Annotated in this window: 1 protein-coding gene; it reads left to right on the top strand. The window is 72.6% G+C overall.

Translation table 11 applies throughout. The features are described 5' to 3' along the window. On the top strand, positions 1 to 2156 hold a 2156-nt coding region (glgB, locus tag ACYVE9_RS24090), incomplete at both ends, for a 1,4-alpha-glucan branching enzyme (protein ID WP_461029998.1).

The following is a 2156-nucleotide window of genomic DNA, read 5'->3' as shown; positions in this document are numbered from 1 at the left end:
CGGCGCCGGCTGCTGCACGGCGAGCACCACGCCCCGCACGCGCTGCTCGGCGCGCACCCCGTCACCGGCGGCGTGGTGGTGCGCGCGCTGCGGCCCTTCGCCACGTCCGTGGCCGTGGTCGCCGACGGGCTCCGCGCCGAACTGCACGACGACGGCGACGGCCTGTTCAGCGGCCTGCTGCCGGTGGAGAGCGTGTCCGCACACCGGCTGCTGGTCCGCTACGGGGACCACGACACGCTGGAGACCGCGGACCCCTACCGACTGCTGCCCGCGCTCGGCGACCTCGACCTGCACCTGCTGGCCGAGGGTCGGCACGAGCAGCTCTGGCACGCTCTGGGCGCCCGGACCATGACCCACCAGGGCGTGCGCGGCACCCGGTTCACCGTGTGGGCGCCCAACGCGCTCGGGGTGCGGGTCGCCGGCGACTTCAACTACTGGGACGGCACCTCCTGCCCGATGCGCTCGCTGGGCGCCAGCGGGGTGTGGGAGCTGTTCCTGCCCGGCGTGGGCGACGGCGCGCTCTACAAGTTCGACATCTGCCGCGCCGACGGGAGCCACACGCTGCGGGCCGACCCGATGGCCCGGCGCACCGAGTGCCCGCCGGCCACCGCGTCCGTGGTGCACACCTCCCGGTACGAGTGGCGGGACGAGGAGTGGATGGGCCACCGCGGCGACCGCCCGGTGCACGCGGCCCCGTTCTCCGTCTACGAGGTGCACCTGGCCTCCTGGCGGCCGGGGCTGGGCTACCGGGAGCTCGCCGACCAGCTGCCCACCTACGTGCGCGACCTCGGCTTCACCCACGTGGAGCTGCTGCCGGTCGCCGAGCACCCGTTCGGCGGTTCCTGGGGCTACCAGGTGACCGGCTTCTACGCGCCGACGGCACGGATGGGCACACCCGACGACTTCAAGTACCTGGTGGACGCGCTGCACCGGGCCGGCATCGGAGTGATCGTCGACTGGGTGCCGGCGCACTTCCCGAAGGACGAGTGGGCCCTGGCCAGGTTCGACGGCACCGCCCTGTACGAGCACCCCGATCCGCAGCGGGCCGAGCACCCCGACTGGGGCACGCTGGAGTTCGACTACGGCCGCCGGGAGGTCCGCAACTTCCTCGTCGCCAACGCGGTGTACTGGTGCGAGGAGTTCCACATCGACGGCCTGCGGGTGGACGCGGTCGCCTCGATGCTCTACCTCGACTACTCCCGCGAGGAGGGGCAGTGGAGCCCCAACGAGCACGGCGGCCGGGAGAACGCGGACGCCGTGTCGTTCCTCCAGGAGATGAACGCCACCGTCTACCGGCGCTGCCCGGGGGCCGTCACCATCGCCGAGGAGTCCACCGCGTGGGACGGGGTCACCCGGGCGACGCACCACGTCGGGCCCGGCGGGTTCGGCGGTCTGGGCTTCGGCCTGAAGTGGAACATGGGCTGGATGCACGACTCGCTGGAGTACGTGCAGAAGGAGCCGGTGCACCGCAAGTACCACCACGGCGAGATGACGTTCTCCATGGTGTACGCCTACTCGGAGAACTACGTGCTGCCGATCAGCCACGACGAGGTCGTGCACGGCAAGCAGTCGCTGGTGTCGAAGATGCCGGGCGACTGGTGGCAGCAGCGCGCCAACCACCGCGCCTACCTCGGGTACATGTGGGCGCACCCCGGCAAGCAACTGCTTTTCATGGGGCAGGAGTTCGCGCAGGGCGCGGAGTGGTCGGAGCCGCACGGCCCGGACTGGTGGCTGCTCGACCCGACGTACGCGGCGGCGGCCGACCACCGCGGGGTGCGGGACCTGGTGAAGGACCTCAACCGGGTCTACACCGGCACGCCGGCCCTGTGGGAGCGGGACACCGACCCGGGCGGCTTCGCCTGGGTGGAGGGCGACGCCGCCGAGGACAACGTCTTCGCCTTCCTGCGGTACGGCGCCGACGGCTCGCCGCTGCTCGCGGTCAGCAACTTCTCCCCCGTCGTCCGTACCGACTACCGGCTGGGCGTTCCGGCCGAGGCCGCCGCGTGGCAGGAGGTGCTCAACACCGACGCGCTGCGCTACGGCGGCGGTGACGTCGGCAACCCGCAGCCGGTCAAGGCGGACCCGCAGGGCTCGCACGGGCGCCCGGCCAGCGTCAGCCTCACCCTGCCGCCGCTGGCCACCGTCTGGCTGCGCCC

The organism is Streptomyces sparsus (assembly GCF_054776295.1).
This window is presented reverse-complemented; position numbering and strand designations above follow the sequence as displayed.